The organism is Acinetobacter lanii, assembly GCF_011578285.1.
Classification (GTDB): Bacteria; Pseudomonadota; Gammaproteobacteria; order Pseudomonadales; family Moraxellaceae; genus Acinetobacter; species Acinetobacter lanii.
This window is the reverse complement of record NZ_CP049916.1, coordinates 2,872,798-2,886,732: the sequence shown is the minus strand read 5'-3', so window position 1 is coordinate 2,886,732 and position 13,935 is coordinate 2,872,798. Positions and strand designations below refer to the sequence as shown.

Below are 13,935 nucleotides of genomic sequence, written 5' to 3'. Positions count from 1 at the left end.
GTTAGAATACTCGGCTATTTTTCAATTTAACTGTTAAGTGATATAAATCAAAATGAATATGACCACTGCCAACACAGCACGTCTACTGATTACTTGTGAAGACAAGCCGGGTATCGTGCAAGCTGTATCGAGCTTTTTGTATCATCAAGGGGCAAATATTACTGCGCTTGATCAATATGCAACAGCGGCTCAGGGCGGGCGTTATTTCATGCGTGTTGAGTTTGAATTGGACAGCTTGCAAAGCCGTAAAGAGAACTTAACCCAAACTTTTGCTGCCAATGTGGCAGAGCGCTATGAAATGCAATGGCGTTTGGCATTGGTGAGCGATGTCAAGAAAGTCGGGATTTTGGTCTCGAAAGTCGATCACGCTTTGCTTGAACTACTATGGCGTCACGCGCGTGGTGGTTTACCATGCGAAATCACCAAAGTGGTGTCCAACCATGAAACACTACGTGAATCGGTTGAAAACTTCGGTATTCCATTTGAAGTGGTACCTGTGACCAAAGACAACAAACGCGAAGCTTATGCACAAATTGATGAATTGATGCAGGGCAATGATTTGCTCGTCTTGGCGCGCTATATGCAAATTTTGGATGAAGAATTTGTACAAAAATGGGAAATGAAGGTGATCAACATTCACCATTCATTCTTGCCTGCTTTTGTCGGTGCAAATCCGTACAAACAAGCCCATGAAAAAGGCGTGAAATTGATTGGTGCAACTGCGCATTATGTAACGGCTGATTTGGACCAAGGTCCAATTATTGAGCAAGATGTTGAACGTGTGAATCATGACTTTACCGTTGAGCAGCTCCGTGATCTAGGTCAAGACGTGGAACGTAACGTTTTGGCACGCGCAGTAAAATGGCATTTGGAAGATCGTATTATTGTTGATGGCAACAAAACCGTTGTATTTCAATAATATTTGAATCTTTTAAAGTGATTTAAAAAAGGCATACTTGAAGTATGCCTTTTTTATTGAGCATTCAAAAAACTCATTAAAACAGACGATTTAATAGTTGCAAATGAAAACACTTCTCATTTATTATTAAGGCACTTTAATTGTGCTAACCGATGAGCTTGATTGATTACACCTGATTCGGTGTAACATCGCTTTTATTAGGTCCCAGATTTTAATGAGTCAATCTCCTGCTTCTTCGTTGCAAAATCCAAATCCCATGAGAAAGAAAGTCCTTGCTGCACTCATTGCAGTAGCGATTGGACATGTGGGGGTTTTGTTTGCGATTAGCCAAATGTCAGGCCCAGAACTCAAAAAAATAGAAAAAGATCCAATTAAAGTGCGTTTTGTGCAAATTACTGAAGATGCACCACCACCTCCGCCTCCGCCACCACCTCCTGTGAAGCCTCAAGTGATGCCAAAGCCTGAGCCAAAAGTGGTTGAGCCGCCGCCTGTGGTGAAGCCGAAAATTATTGCGGAAAAGCCTAAACCTCAGGTTGAAAAACCCAAACCTGTGGTCGATGACACGCAAGAAAAACAAAAGCGTGAGCAGGAGCGTTTAGAACAACAACGCCAACAGCAAGAACGTTTAGATCAACAAAAGCGTGAGCAGGAGCAACGTGAGCAACAAGCACGTGATCAGCAAATGCGTGAACAACAAGCCCGTGAGCAACAGGCACGTGAGGAAGCAGAACGTCGTGCCCAAGAAGCACGCAATAAACCGCGTAGCTTAAGTGCAGGTCAAATTTCTTGGGTACGTTCACCACGTCCGTCTTATACCAATGCAGATTTAAAAGGATCTGACCGTACCATCGTTGTTGAAATTGATGCAGATGCGAGCGGTCATGTCACCAATGTTAAAGTGATTCGTTCAAGTGGCCTTGATGCCCTTGACCAAAAGATTGTCCGCGCAGTGCGGGGTGCAAAATTCAGACCTTATAAGGAAAATGGTGTAGCGTATCCATTTAAAGCGCAACAACCATTTGAATTAAAGTTGAATTCTAACGGCTAACTATCATTAGGAGTTCGAGTATGAACTTTTCAGTTTATTGGCAGCATGCTGATGCAGTGAGTAAAACACTGTATTTCGTGTTATTGGCGATGTCGATTGCGACATGGACCATTGTAGTTTTACGCGTGATGGGCAGCCGTCAACTGAAACAAACAGCTTATGCTCAACTTTCAAAAGCTTTAAACAGCTTGAAAGCGAAACTTGCGCCTTTAGGCTTTGAACAACGTAAAGCTGTGGCTGAACAAGCCTTGCTACGTCAAATTGCTTTAGAGAAATCTTCAGCTGAAAAAGGCGTTGCAGTACTCGGTACCATCGCTTCATTGGCACCATTCGTAGGTTTGTTTGGTACCGTGTGGGGGATTTTCCATGCACTGGTTGCAGTCGGTAAAAGTGGTCAAGCTGGTTTAGCACAAGTGGCAACACCCGTAGGTGAAGCGCTTATCATGACCGGTATTGGTCTATCTGTGGCGATTCCTGCGGTAATTGCTTACAACATCTGTATCCGTATTAACCGTACGCTGAGCAATGATTTACAAGACCATGCACATAGTCTTCTGATCGACACCATGTTGCAACAAGACTCATCTGCGCCTAAAGCGACAGTGAATGCAAGTAAAGAAAGTTTAGTTGGAGGTCAAGCTTAATGGCTTTTCAATTGGGTGAAGACAACGACACTGGTATGACGGAGATGAACCTCATCCCGTTGATCGATATTATGTTGGTTTTGATGATCATCTTTTTGGTGACAGCAACCGTTGCTAACCCATCAATTCCATTAAGTTTACCAAAGACCACTGCTGATATTATTGATCCGCCACCTGAAACCATTCAAGTGAGTATCAATGCTCAAGGTGAAGTGGCATGGGATGATAAAATCATTCCCCTAGAGGAATTGCAAAACCGCTTGAATACAGCGGGTCAAGCGCCTCAACAACCAACGATTATTTTAAAAGCAGACAAAGACTCTCGTTATGATACTGTTGCACAAGTAATGTCGCGTGCGAGCGAAGCCGGGCTCTCTGACATTGCCTTTGCAACGGATAATTAAGTCTAATCAGCTTCTGATTTAGAATAAGTGATCCATAGCGAATAAAAAAGCGACCTTTCAGGTCGCTTTTTTATGCTTGAAAAATAGAATTAATCAGTTTTCATCAAGTCATTAAATTTGCTACGTAGTTTCAGCAATTTCGGTGGAATCGAGAAATTGCAGTACCCTTGTGCAGGATTCTTTTCAAAGAAGTTCTGATGATGCTCTTCAGCCACATAGAAGGTTGGCGCAGGGCTAACTTCAGTCACAATGTCTAAATCCATCGCTTTTAAGCTTTCAATCACCGCATTGGCATCTTGAAGTTGTGCTTCATCTTTATAGAAAATCACTGAACGGTACTGGGTACCAATGTCGTTGCCTTGGCGATTCAATGTGGTTGGATCGTGAATGGCAAACAAGACTTCCAGTAATTGCTTGTAGGTGATTTGTGATTCATCAAAATCGATTTGAATCACTTCAGCGTGATTGGTTTCACCAGTACATACCGCTTCATAGCTTGGCGCTACGGTGGTACCACCTGCATAACCACTTAACACTTGTTCGACGCCTTTGAGCTGACGGAACACAGCTTCAACACACCAGAAACAACCACCACCAAATAAAGCCTGTTGCATTTATTAAACCCTACTTATCTTTTCTACATTATATATGGGGCAATATGACACGATTACAATGTCTGCGCCAAGACCCCATAGCTGCGAATTGATTTAAATTAGCGCGGTTGAATCGCACTTTCATACTGTAGAACTGGGTTGCCATGCTCATCGAGTAAGCGCAAGGTTTTGCCATAGACTTGGTAGGCCGCCACTTTAGCAAGCGCTGCATTGTATTTGCCTGCAAGCTCCATGGTGTTAACACACATCATTTGCGTACCCGCAAGCTGGGTCAGGCTCAGTTTGTCTTTTTCAATGCTGTAGCCCCCCATAATACGGTTACAGCCATCCGCACCACTGACACGTTGTGTTGCGCTGTCAAATTGAATGCTAGGTACATTATGCGCCGTTGGATCAGTCTTAAATTCGGTTGCTCCGATATGCGTCAAAATCCAAGTTTTGTTCTGCAACAGATTCAGATTTTCTTGTTGTTTGGTTGAGGTCTGTGTGGTGCTACAGCCAACAGCCGTCAATGACATTGCAATCGCACTCGCGATGATTAATTTTTTTAACATTTTATTCCCCATGATTTAACTTGTTTGTCCTGCCTCTATATAAACAAAAAAACAGTAAAATCACTAGATTAACTGTGTATCACAGTGTTAAGAAACCGAATTATTTTTGCTTAATTTGCTAAAAATCAGGGCGCATGCTCTGGGTTGCTGTGTGGTAAGCCGTAGCGCAGTACTTTAGAAAAGTTTTCACTGTCTTGATGTTTGAAATGTGCAAACTGTAGCGTGCGTGGATTGACATGGGCGTTTTGATACCACGTTTTCATGTCCCAACGCTGATCAAGTGCCTTTAAATCATAGAGATAATTGGGTAAATAGCCCGAAGCCAATAATCGATAATCAGTGGGTAAGGGTTTCTTTGACACGGCTTGCACCATATCGAACACTAAGGTGGTGCAGTTAGAGCTGAGGGTGTTATACCACTTGGCATCGTGTTGTAGTTGATCAGCTTTGTGTAAGTATTCTTCAAATAAAGCTTTCATTTCAGGCTTGGCCATATTCACAGGGAAGAAATACACTTGCTCGCCACGCACATTGCTTCGGGTATAGATAATATCTTTTTCATCCGATGCAATCAGACTCAGTTCGAATTTTCTAAAAAAGCCCCCAATCGCTGAAAAGTCTTCAGTTTTTTCTTTGCGTATTTCGATAGAGAAAGTCAGTGGCTTGGTATTGGCAAAATCAAAGCTAACTAAGGTATGCGCGATTTGAGGTCCCATCCAGTAGGAAGTAATAATATTCACCCCCGTAATTTGATTTAAATCAAAGCTACGACTCTCCCAACGCGGTGTGGCTTGACCATTGGCATGCCAATCAAAATGCCGCACATTGTGCAAAGTGACCTTGTCACCTTGACGCTCATAATGCAGTGACTTTTCGACTTCAGCATTCCATTCACGGTCGTGTCGCGGGGCTAAACCGAAATACCAACATAAGCTTAGGATAAACACCAAGATGTAAATGATCACATCTTTACGGCGACTAAAGACATGTTGGCTGGCATAAATGCCCAAGACACTCAGTGCAAAAGCAATCCAAGCACCGATTAAAATTCGGCTGATGAGCCAGTCGAAAGGTTCCTGAATCCAAAGCGCTAAACATAGCCAGATTGAAGAGAAGATGACAAATAAACTGAAAATGGAATGGAGCAAGCCCATTCCAAGTGCAGCAAAAAATTCTCGTTTACCGATATTATGCATGAGCTGTTGTTTTCATTATTATGGGGCTGAAATGGGCTTTATTTTCGGTAAGTTGCAAACTCAAAAGCAATGCCAGTTTTGTCATCGATGTGTTGTTCTGAAGCGACTTTATTAAATTCGCTAGGGACTACAGGGTAGTGTGCATCGCCTTGAACATCGAGCTCTACATGGGTCAGTTCTAAGCGATCTGCAATATCAAGAGTTTGTTTAAAAATCTCACCGCCACCGATAATAAAAATACTGTTCGGTTTTTCTGAGGCGTGCACATCGGCAACCGCTTGCGTCAAAGCATCTTCAATGGTGTAGGCCACTTTGGTGCCATCAAAAGCCCAATTTTGATCGCGGGTAATGACCCAATTGACGCGTTTGGGTAAGGTACGACCCATTGACTCTAAGGTCTTGCGTCCCATGACCACCACACCGCCTTGGGTAATTTCTTTAAAATGCTTTAAGTCCGCGGAAATATGCCAAGGCAAATCATTGCCTTTACCAATACAGTTACGTTGATCCATCGCAACCACGTGAACCACTTCTAAATTTTGAAATGCCATAATCTTTCCAATCTGTCTATTGTTATGCGCTAAGCATCATTGTAGCGAAAGCCGAAACCATGATCCTAGGCAATACGCTAAAAAAATCCCCCAAGGGTGGGGGATTTTAGAGGGTAATCGAACTTAAACCGCAACAGGGGCTTTAATACCTGGATGCGATTCATAACCCACGATTTCAATATCTTCAAATTTAAAATCAAATAGGTCTTTGATTTCTGGATTTAGTTTTAACTGACACAGTGGCAAAGGTTCACGAGTCAATTGCAATTTTGCTTGTTCAAAGTGGTTGGCATATAAATGCGTATCGCCACCCGTCCAAACAAAATCACCGACGTCTAAATCACACACTTGCGCAATCATATGCGTCAGTAGCGCATAGCTTGCGATATTAAAAGGTACGCCAAGAAACACATCCGCACTGCGCTGATACAGTTGGCAAGACAATTTGCCATTGTGTACAAAAAATTGGAACAGCGTATGGCAAGGCGGCAATGCCACTTGACCAGCTTCTTTTGGATTCCAACCCGACACGATTAAACGACGTGAATTGGGATTGGTTTTGATTTCATTGACCAACCATTTGATTTGGTCAAAACCATCTTGTTCATATAAGCCATCGTCTTTTTTGGTTGCGCCAAAGTTACGCCATTGATGACCGTAGACAGGACCAAGCTCACCTTCGGGACGACCAAAACGTGCAGTCTGTTCTGCTGTCGACCATTCATCCCAAATCGAGACTTTATTGTCCTTTAAATATTGAACATTGGTATCGCCTTTGAGGAACCACAACAGCTCAATCACGATGGAACGGAAATGCACTTTCTTGGTGGTCAATAAAGGAAAACCTTTGGAAAGGTCGAAACGCATTTGATGACCGAATACAGAACGTGTACCTGTACCTGTGCGGTCGCCTTTGTCGCCACCGTTGTCTAGGATGTGTTGTAATAGGTCTAAATACGCTTTCATAAATGTCCTAAAGTGTGAGTGAAGAATAGCCAAATCGCGCACTGAAAATCCATGCATAAGCAATGGACATATGTAAGTGGTTTTAGCATGGCAAAATTCTGTTTTGAGCTTTGCAGTTTATACTAATTCATCTATTTTTTTAATCTTTAACTGACTGTTGAAGAGATCGAGTTGAATTAAAGCGACAAGCTCTGATCCCATGTCATAATTTATTGGATTTTTATTTTTTGAATAGATTCAATCAGATAATAAATGAGAACTACTTGGCATTATTTATTTTTTTAAAAAAATATTCAAAATAATTTAAAAAAATTAAACTAATTAAAAAATATTCAGTTAGACGTATTTTGTTGCAAATGTGAATATTTGTTTACATTTAATGTGTGAAAAATAAAGGTTCAGGTTGTATGATTCAACGCTTGAAAAATGAAGTCTGAACACGCTTTCGTGCGAGAGATGGATTGGTATTGAGAGGATTAAGTTTAGAATGATTTACGATCAACACAGTGATATGAGTGAGATTCATGCTCCTGTTGAAACGAGAATAGTCATTCGGTCGAAATCTAAAAATAATTCAAAAGACGATGTTTTCCCCGCTTCAACTTCTTCACTAAGAGCCTCAAATCAGCGTAATTATACGTCGTCGACCAGCGGTCAACGGATCGATATTGGTAAATTTACTCAACGCTTGCAAAATGTCACGGCACGTACCAGTTCACAAAAATGTGCCAAAAGTATTCGCTTGGCATTAGAGTCAGCTGGTGCACGTTTCAATAGCCATCCTGTGGCGGCAGCGGATTGGGGTGGGACTTTAACTAAAATCGGTTATAAGAAAATCCCAGTGTCTTTTGATAATCCGAAAAAAGGCGATATCTACATCATTCACCGCACCAATTCACATGTGTATGGTCATATTGCAGGCTATACCGGTTCAAATTGGGTCTCTGACTTTAGACAAGCGGGTTATGCGGTATATCGCAATGAAAATGTGAACTACAGTTATTACCGTATGCAAGACTAAGCGATAGTTCATCCCAAATTTAAAAAAACCTACTCGATCGAGTAGGTTTTTTTATTCGAAGCGTTTAGCTCGATTTGAATAAATCGATACGAGCATTAGGCCAATCGCAATATAACCCAAACATTGTGCCGCAAGTACCCATTGATGTGGCTTGGGTAAATTGATGATCAGACTGATCATCGCGATCAAAATCACACTCAAGACGATGATTTGAAAACCAGTCTGATGTGAATGGCTCGATTGAGCCTTTAAACTGAGCATTCGAATAACATGAATGACAACCCCTACAGCCAAACTGAAGCCAACAAATACAGGACTGAGTGAGGCGATTTTTCCGCATAGTAAAATCGTCACACAGGTGCTGATGCAGACGATCAGTTTGATTTCACGTGTACAACGTTCCGAATACCAAAAATCCAACATGATTATTTGGCTTCAATCTTTGGATTGGAATTGAGTAAAGACAGCGGTGAGAACAAACAAATAGCTAAAGCCATAAAACCCAATCCTTGTGCGCCCGGAATCAGGATTTCGCCGTCTTTCATGTGCATAAAGATCAATGCCAATAGTAGTGCAATCGGAATCCAAGTCAGAACACGGTACGCAAAACTTGCAGTATTGTTTTTCACAAAATGGATTTTACAATAGCGACAAATCAGAAAAATCACGCCTGTACCGAGAAACATTAAAATGGAATCTAATTTTAGGGGTTGATACCAATACAAGGCACCTGAAATCACAGCCAATAAAACAAAGAAAGCTAGCTTATGCCAAATGGCAACTTTAGGATCAAACCAAAATTCAAGCATTGTAGTAAAGGATGATTATTGAATATTGTAGCTACTTTAGCATAGTTTTAATGGGCTCAGCATGGCACAGAAGTGAATAGAAATAGAGACTGGCAATGGCTTTAAATTGCTTGCAAATACTATGCTTAAATCACAGCTCAATGCTCAATCTTCAAAGCAGTCTTGGGATTTTAATCTATCAATCTCAGTCATAAAAAAAGCGAGGATTTCTCCTCGCTCATTGATTCAATCCATCGGATCGATTAAGAATTTTTAAGTGGACCCCAATCATAGATTTTTTTCTGGTAGGCATACCACATCATCCACATCCCGATCAAAATCATTGGTACAGTGAGGAATTGCCCTTTACTCATCCAACCAATAAACAATTGACCATTGTCTGGTTCACGGAAGAATTCTACGACAAAGCGTGCAATACCATAACCAATGAGGAACAAAGCAGACACGGCAAAACGTGGGCGTGGTTTCATGCTAAAGAACCACAGGACAAGGAATAAAATTAAACCTTCACACAGCGCTTGATACAGTTGAGAGGGATGACGCACCAATTGCAATGGATCAGTCGGGAAAATCATGCCCAAAGCAAAATTAGGGTCAGTCACTTGACGACCATAGAGCTCACCACCAATAAAGTTACCAATCCGACCAAACATCAAGCCTGTCGGTACACAAGGGGCAATAAAATCTAAAGTTTGGAACCAGGTCATGCTGTATTTTTTACACCATAACAGCATCGCAAACATCACGCCTAAGAATCCGCCGTGGAAACTCATCCCACCGGTCCACACTTGGAATAACCACAACGGATTAGCAAGGAACTGATCAAAGCCGTAAAAGAACACGTAACCGAGACGTCCACCCAACACCACGCCCAATGCGCCGTAGAAAATCAGGTCAGAGACCATTTCCGGGGTCCAACCACGTTGTTTTGAACGATAGGTTGCAAGTCCCCATGCACATAAAAATGCCAGTAAATACATCAGTCCATACCAATGCACCTGTAAAGGACCCAGCGATATTGCAACGGGGTCAATAGTGGGGTAAGTCAGCATTCCAATTCCTTGATATTCTGTTTTGCACAGATTTTATCTGAAAGATTTGAAAAATGTTGTACATTCAGTGTGTAAAGTTAAAGAGAATCAATTATGTGTATCGTGGCATTGGCTTGGCATGTACTTGAAAATGTACCCTTATGCTTAATTTCAAACCGTGATGAGTTTTATCACCGTCCGGCTTCACAAGTTCATGTGTGGTCAAATAGCCCGATTGTTGCTGGTCAGGACTTACAGTCAGGCGGCACATGGATGGGGGTGACAGCTTCAGGGCGTTGGGCCATCGTGACCAATTTTCGAGAGGGTCAGGATAAAAAAAGCTATGCCACCTCTCGAGGTGAATTGATTCAATCTTTCCTAGAGTCTGAACTCACGCCGATTCGTTTTACACAGGCCTTAGAAAAAACACAATGTGACTATGCAGGCTTTAACTTGTTCTTGGGCAATGCAGAGCAAGCGGTTTATATGAGCAATCGAGGTGAAGCGCCACAGATTTTGCCGAAAGGAGTCTATGTGGTGTCGAATGGACTCATGACTGAGGATTGGGAAAAAACCAAACATTTACGTAAACGTTTTACCCAAGAATTTTTGCCGATGTTGCAACATCAACAGACACCTGAAAAAGATATTCAGTTTGCAGCGTGGGATATTTTGGAAGATGAACGAAAAATCTTAACAGAGCACTTGCCCAATACCGGCATCAGCGTAGAGATGGAGGCACTATTGTCTTCTACGTTTATTCAAAGCCCAGTCTATGGCACACGCTGTTCAAACTTACTCAGATTACATAATCAAGTACCAAAACCGTATTGGTCTTGGCTTGAGAAAACCCAGCAAGGCGAGCATCAAAATGAAATTATCGAAATCATGATTCCACTAAAAGCTTGAGTGATTTAACAATCAAAAGCCGATGCTCCATCGGCTTTTTAACATGGCTACTGTACTTCAGAGATACAGCACTTAACATTTATGAAGCTTTATGGGTTTCGGTTACTTTCTTGATAAGCGAAGGGGCGATTGGATCTGCGGTGATATAGCCGACACTTGCACTATAGCCGCCATTGTAATTGGCAAGGGTTGCTGCTTTGAGTCCGCTAATATCCTTGGCATCGCCCGGATGTTGGAAGTTACTCATAATATAGGTCCAACCATTGATCGAGTCGACCGCATGAAGCCCAGTCGACTCCGCACCAAAGGGTGTTGAAAGTAAGCGCACGGGATTGGCTTTACTGTCGATGTTATAGGCCCAGAGGAAATTATTTGGGTGATTACCGCTGTCTTCACCAATGAAGAGTGTACGTAGTGTTTCAGAGAATTTTAAATTATCAGGACTAGCGATTTTATCTGGATGCGCCGTATTCCCTAAACTGTCTACAGCAATGTCTTCACCCATAACTAAGATTTTAGACTGATACGGCACCCATTCACTTTTAATTGGGTTACCTGCGGTTGTGCTTTGTCCTGCAGTTAAATCGTGTTCCAAAATTCCGCCTGCAGTGACTTTTTTGCTAAAGGTGACATTGTGGCTTGCCACCCAACCATTACTATCTTTGACCATCGAGTCTTGGATATTGGCCAGTGCTGAATAGGCTTTTTTGTCTTTAATGTTGATGGTGGTGCCTTCCATTTTGGTAAAGGCCATGCTTCCCCCTTTTAAGGCCGCATAACGATGGGTTTCTAAAAAGGCAGCCGCTTTCTCCATCCCGGGTTTAACTTTCACCCAGAGCTTTTTCTTGGCTAAGGTAATTTCAGTAAAGGATGGATCATTTGGATTGATCGTTAAGCTTTCCATAATATCGGTCGGCTGAATATTTTGCTTATTGACCAAATCTTCAATTTCTTGACTGGTGGCATGCCCAAGTTCAATCCATTTGATCTGTGCGGTGGTGGATTCCGTCAGCAGATTCATATATTGCGCTACATAGAGTGTGCCTGCAGACAAATCTTTTTCTTTATCTGCGATAAACATAAAGAAGCCACCATTGGTGTAGTCATCCCCCATAATCACCGTTCTATGATCAGGCATCACATGCACCAGTTCATGCGAAATACGCCCTAGACAGAAGTGCTTCACGATTTTGCCTGAACCATCTGGATTCACAATCACTTCAGGCAAGTGGCCATAGTTATAAGGCTTGGCTAAGCGTGCATCACCAAAAAAGTTTTGACCATAACCCTCGACACTGGGTCCACCAATGCCTTGTTGAAAGGCATCCGGTTCATACTCTTCACTGGATAAATGGGTATGCCAAGGCGACATGCTGGCACCACAAGTAATCCACAAACCATGCGCAGGGGAGGTATCGACATTGAAGTATTTTTTCAGTTCTAAGTGTCCGGTATTTTGATCTTGATCTAAGGTCAAAATAGCAATCGGTGAGGGCAAGTTGCCATATTCACTTTGTCCGGCTTGGTTTTGTGAGGCATATTCAAATTGCACCACATGAAACACCGGATTTTTGACGTCGTCTACTTTCGCATTGTCTAGATGAATAAGAGAGGAACCATCGGGGCAGTCTGAAAAGTATTGGCGAGGTAAGGTTGGAACTGAAACATCTATAATCGGCTCGCCCTTTGCATTGAAATAACCACCGGCAATGATTTCACCGCCACCCCATTTCGGGACTTTTGAGCCTGTCTCGAAAAAGCTTTTATAGCCGAGTTGATATTCGGTACTTGAAGCATCATCCCAATCGATTTTAAGTTTAGAACTCACCGATGTTTTTGCACGATCTGAAAGTGCAATGGGTGCTGCCATTGCAGTAAAAATTGCATGCTTAAGGTTGGCAGGTTTGACAGGCGGGGTGATGACATTCGGATTATTATTGTCCTCATTACAACCTGTCAGTGAGGCTGCGGTCGCCATTGCCCCAAGGGGAAGAAAAGGAATGCCGGTAAACCATTTAAGTAGATCACGACGACTAGGCTGAGCTGTGTTTGCTGTCATATTAAAATCCATTGTCATTTGTTTAATTTGAAGTGTTTAAGTTCAGTTTTTATATTGATCTTCAACGATTGTATGCAGGGTAAATGACGGTATTTTGACAGTTTGAAGTCAGTTTAAAGACACGCATATGAGTGACAGATCAATGTTCATTGTGGATATACTGTTGATCCAAACAGAAATACACTGAAGGGGGATTCAGTGCATTTCAATGCCAGATGGCATGAAGCTTTTGAATGAAAAAGTTTTAAGTATTCGAGTGTGTACGTTTTTCTAAAATTTTGCCAAAGACTAAACCCATTTCGAAGAGTAGCCACATCGGCACGGCAAGCATCAGCATAGACAGCGCATCAGGCGGTGTGACGAACATCGCCACAAAGAAACAACCGACAATAATAAAACGGCGTTTCTTGACCAAAGTCTGCGTACTGACCGCACCGATAAGAATCAAAACCAAAGTGATGATGGGAATTTCAAAGGTTAAACCAAACACCAAAAACAGCTTTAAGCAAAAGCTTAAATAGCTATTGATATCGGTCATCGGAGCAACACTGTCTGGTGAAACACTGATAAAGAAATGCAAAATGGCAGGCAGGGTAATGAAATAGGCAAATGCGATGCCGATATAGAATAAGCAAATACTGCCGAGCAGCAGTGGAATCGCCAGATGACGCTCTTTTTCATATAAGGCAGGTCGGACAAACGACCAAATTTGGTAAATGATAAAGGGCATAGACAGCATAAATGCCACAAACAAATTGAGTTTAAATGGTGCCATAAACGTCGCCGTTACATCGGTGGCAATCATGGTGGATGTTGCGGGCAGTTGTCGAGTCAATGGATCAGAGAGAAGCTGATACGTGTTATTTCGAAAGGGCAGTAGGCAAAAAAATAACAGTAAGATAATGCCCACGATTTTAAACAAAGACTGTCTAAGGATGACCAAATGTTGCATCACAGGCATCTGTTCAAGCTGTTCTTGTGTAAGGTGTTCTTGTTTTAGATGTTCTGACTTTTCAGTCTCTATATGCAGTTCACTCATACGGCAATCTTCATTGGGTTATTGGTGTTATTCGTGAATGGATGTGCCAAGGTTGGGGACAGGGGGTGTTGAACTTGAATAAAGGCCTGTTTAAATGGAACACGCTCATAATGTGCATCATGCTTTTTCATAAATGTAAAATTCCATTGGTGCAGTGACGGAATCACACTA

General features: G+C 42.1%; 16 protein-coding genes. 6 read left to right on the top strand and 10 right to left on the bottom strand.

What is annotated here, in order from left to right:
* Window positions 1-52: 52 nt before the first annotated feature.
* The 4 genes from purU to G8D99_RS13065 all read left to right on the top strand — a co-directional run bounded on the left by purU (window position 53) and on the right by G8D99_RS13065 (window position 3,015).
* Window positions 53-919: a formyltetrahydrofolate deformylase gene (gene purU, locus G8D99_RS13080; protein ID WP_166326633.1), complete on the top strand. Its 867-nt coding sequence runs from the start codon at window positions 53-55 to the stop codon at window positions 917-919.
* A gap of 214 nt (window positions 920-1,133) precedes the next feature.
* Window positions 1,134-1,967 carry an energy transducer TonB gene (locus G8D99_RS13075; protein ID WP_166326631.1) on the top strand — a complete coding sequence of 278 codons (834 nt, stop codon included), beginning with the start codon at window positions 1,134-1,136 and terminating at the stop codon, window positions 1,965-1,967.
* 20 nt (window positions 1,968-1,987) lie between these two features.
* Window positions 1,988-2,611: a MotA/TolQ/ExbB proton channel family protein gene (locus G8D99_RS13070; RefSeq protein WP_166326629.1), complete on the top strand. Its 624-nt coding sequence runs from the start codon at window positions 1,988-1,990 to the stop codon at window positions 2,609-2,611.
* Window positions 2,611-3,015: an ExbD/TolR family protein gene (locus G8D99_RS13065; RefSeq protein ID WP_166326627.1), complete on the top strand. Its 405-nt coding sequence runs from the start codon at window positions 2,611-2,613 to the stop codon at window positions 3,013-3,015. Before G8D99_RS13070 ends, G8D99_RS13065 begins: the two co-directional genes overlap by 1 nt.
* A gap of 89 nt (window positions 3,016-3,104) precedes the next feature.
* Here G8D99_RS13065 and msrA read toward each other — a convergent pair whose 3' ends face one another.
* The 5 genes from msrA to thyA form a co-directional block, all read right to left on the bottom strand.
* Entirely contained in the window at window positions 3,105-3,629 is a 525-nt protein-coding gene (msrA, locus tag G8D99_RS13060; RefSeq protein ID WP_166326625.1) for a peptide-methionine (S)-S-oxide reductase MsrA, read from the bottom strand.
* Between the two features lie 98 nt (window positions 3,630-3,727).
* The gene (locus tag G8D99_RS13055) at window positions 3,728-4,183 is read right to left on the bottom strand and encodes an META domain-containing protein (RefSeq protein WP_166326623.1); all 456 of its coding nucleotides are present in this window, start codon (window positions 4,181-4,183) and stop codon (window positions 3,728-3,730) included.
* Window positions 4,184-4,308: 125 nt separating this feature from the next.
* Window positions 4,309-5,379, bottom strand: coding sequence for an Lnb N-terminal periplasmic domain-containing protein (locus tag G8D99_RS13050; RefSeq protein ID WP_166326621.1), 1,071 nt, complete (start codon window positions 5,377-5,379; stop codon window positions 4,309-4,311).
* Between the two features lie 38 nt (window positions 5,380-5,417).
* The gene (locus tag G8D99_RS13045) at window positions 5,418-5,930 is read right to left on the bottom strand and encodes a dihydrofolate reductase (RefSeq protein WP_166326619.1); all 513 of its coding nucleotides are present in this window, start codon (window positions 5,928-5,930) and stop codon (window positions 5,418-5,420) included.
* A 123-nt stretch (window positions 5,931-6,053) separates the two neighbouring features.
* Complete coding sequence (thyA, locus tag G8D99_RS13040) at window positions 6,054-6,896, bottom strand: thymidylate synthase (protein WP_166326617.1); 843 nt, start codon at window positions 6,894-6,896, stop codon at window positions 6,054-6,056.
* A gap of 487 nt (window positions 6,897-7,383) precedes the next feature.
* Here thyA and G8D99_RS13035 point away from each other — a divergent pair, with 487 nt between their 5' ends.
* Window positions 7,384-7,917 carry a peptidoglycan amidohydrolase family protein gene (locus G8D99_RS13035; RefSeq protein ID WP_166326615.1) on the top strand — a complete coding sequence of 178 codons (534 nt, stop codon included), beginning with the start codon at window positions 7,384-7,386 and terminating at the stop codon, window positions 7,915-7,917.
* A gap of 51 nt (window positions 7,918-7,968) precedes the next feature.
* On the opposite strand, the gene G8D99_RS13030 is transcribed toward G8D99_RS13035, so the two are convergent.
* The 3 genes from G8D99_RS13030 to lgt form a co-directional block, all read right to left on the bottom strand.
* Entirely contained in the window at window positions 7,969-8,340 is a 372-nt protein-coding gene (locus G8D99_RS13030) for a hypothetical protein (protein ID WP_166326613.1), read from the bottom strand.
* A gap of 2 nt (window positions 8,341-8,342) precedes the next feature.
* The gene (locus tag G8D99_RS13025; protein WP_166326611.1) at window positions 8,343-8,726 is read right to left on the bottom strand and encodes a hypothetical protein; all 384 of its coding nucleotides are present in this window, start codon (window positions 8,724-8,726) and stop codon (window positions 8,343-8,345) included.
* Window positions 8,727-8,968: 242 nt separating this feature from the next.
* Window positions 8,969-9,778: a prolipoprotein diacylglyceryl transferase gene (lgt, locus tag G8D99_RS13020; RefSeq protein ID WP_166326609.1), complete on the bottom strand. Its 810-nt coding sequence runs from the start codon at window positions 9,776-9,778 to the stop codon at window positions 8,969-8,971.
* Window positions 9,779-9,871: 93 nt separating this feature from the next.
* Here lgt and G8D99_RS13015 point away from each other — a divergent pair, with 93 nt between their 5' ends.
* A complete protein-coding gene (locus G8D99_RS13015; protein WP_166326607.1) occupies window positions 9,872-10,666 on the top strand; it encodes an NRDE family protein in 795 nt (264 codons plus the stop codon).
* 79 nt (window positions 10,667-10,745) lie between these two features.
* Here the strand turns inward: G8D99_RS13015 and G8D99_RS13010 are convergent, their stop codons facing one another.
* Window positions 10,746-12,725, bottom strand: coding sequence for a PhoX family protein (locus tag G8D99_RS13010; protein ID WP_166326605.1), 1,980 nt, complete (start codon window positions 12,723-12,725; stop codon window positions 10,746-10,748).
* A 244-nt stretch (window positions 12,726-12,969) separates the two neighbouring features.
* On the bottom strand, window positions 12,970-13,764 hold the full coding sequence (gene tatC / locus G8D99_RS13005) for a twin-arginine translocase subunit TatC (protein ID WP_166326603.1): 795 nt from the start codon (window positions 13,762-13,764) through the stop codon (window positions 12,970-12,972).
* Between the last annotated feature and the right edge of the window lie 171 nt (window positions 13,765-13,935).

Excerpts from the sequence above, each read along its gene's own strand:
- G8D99_RS13035 (WP_166326615.1), top strand. The coding sequence starts at position 7,384 with ATGATTTACGATCAACACAGTGATATGAGTGAGATTCATGCTCCTGTT.
- G8D99_RS13050 (WP_166326621.1), bottom strand. The coding sequence starts at position 5,379 with ATGCATAATATCGGTAAACGAGAATTTTTTGCTGCACTTGGAATGGGC.
- G8D99_RS13025 (WP_166326611.1), bottom strand. The coding sequence starts at position 8,726 with ATGCTTGAATTTTGGTTTGATCCTAAAGTTGCCATTTGGCATAAGCTA.
- G8D99_RS13030 (WP_166326613.1), bottom strand. The coding sequence starts at position 8,340 with ATGTTGGATTTTTGGTATTCGGAACGTTGTACACGTGAAATCAAACTG.
- G8D99_RS13075 (WP_166326631.1), top strand. The coding sequence starts at position 1,134 with ATGAGTCAATCTCCTGCTTCTTCGTTGCAAAATCCAAATCCCATGAGA.
- G8D99_RS13045 (WP_166326619.1), bottom strand. The coding sequence starts at position 5,930 with ATGGCATTTCAAAATTTAGAAGTGGTTCACGTGGTTGCGATGGATCAA.
- G8D99_RS13015 (WP_166326607.1), top strand. The coding sequence starts at position 9,872 with ATGTGTATCGTGGCATTGGCTTGGCATGTACTTGAAAATGTACCCTTA.
- purU (WP_166326633.1), top strand. The coding sequence starts at position 53 with ATGAATATGACCACTGCCAACACAGCACGTCTACTGATTACTTGTGAA.
- G8D99_RS13055 (WP_166326623.1), bottom strand. The coding sequence starts at position 4,183 with ATGTTAAAAAAATTAATCATCGCGAGTGCGATTGCAATGTCATTGACG.
- G8D99_RS13070 (WP_166326629.1), top strand. The coding sequence starts at position 1,988 with ATGAACTTTTCAGTTTATTGGCAGCATGCTGATGCAGTGAGTAAAACA.
- thyA (WP_166326617.1), bottom strand. The coding sequence starts at position 6,896 with ATGAAAGCGTATTTAGACCTATTACAACACATCCTAGACAACGGTGGC.
- msrA (WP_166326625.1), bottom strand. The coding sequence starts at position 3,629 with ATGCAACAGGCTTTATTTGGTGGTGGTTGTTTCTGGTGTGTTGAAGCT.
- G8D99_RS13065 (WP_166326627.1), top strand. The coding sequence starts at position 2,611 with ATGGCTTTTCAATTGGGTGAAGACAACGACACTGGTATGACGGAGATG.
- lgt (WP_166326609.1), bottom strand. The coding sequence starts at position 9,778 with ATGCTGACTTACCCCACTATTGACCCCGTTGCAATATCGCTGGGTCCT.
- tatC (WP_166326603.1), bottom strand. The coding sequence starts at position 13,764 with ATGAGTGAACTGCATATAGAGACTGAAAAGTCAGAACATCTAAAACAA.
- G8D99_RS13010 (WP_166326605.1), bottom strand. The coding sequence starts at position 12,725 with ATGACAGCAAACACAGCTCAGCCTAGTCGTCGTGATCTACTTAAATGG.